This is a genomic window from Salifodinibacter halophilus, assembly GCA_012999515.1.
GTDB lineage: Bacteria > Pseudomonadota > Gammaproteobacteria > Nevskiales > Salinisphaeraceae > Salifodinibacter > Salifodinibacter halophilus.
In genome coordinates, this window is sequence record JABEEB010000446.1 from 1 (window position 1) to 254 (window position 254).

Below are 254 nucleotides of genomic sequence, written 5' to 3' on the forward strand. Positions count from 1 at the left end.
CGCCGAACGCGTCAGCGGATCGACGTAGTACAGATCGCCCAGGTTGGTGCCCACCAGCTCCAGCGCCAGCGCGTTGCTGAGTCGGTAGTTGACGTAGGCGTCGTAGGTGGTGATGCGGTCCCAGGCCAGCGGCACGTTGAAGTAGGCGCCCAGGCGCTGCTCTTGATAGAGGTCGTAATCGCCGTTCTCGTACTTGCTGTGGTGGACCACGCGCGCGCCGACTTCCAGCTTGCGTTCGAGAAAGCGCGCGCCGA

The 254-nt window shown here is 64.2% G+C and carries 1 protein-coding gene; it reads right to left on the bottom strand.

Annotated elements, in window-relative coordinates; genetic code table 11:
* A partial coding sequence (locus HKX41_12380; GenBank protein NNC24932.1) for a hypothetical protein occupies positions 1-254 on the bottom strand: 254 nt, incomplete at both ends.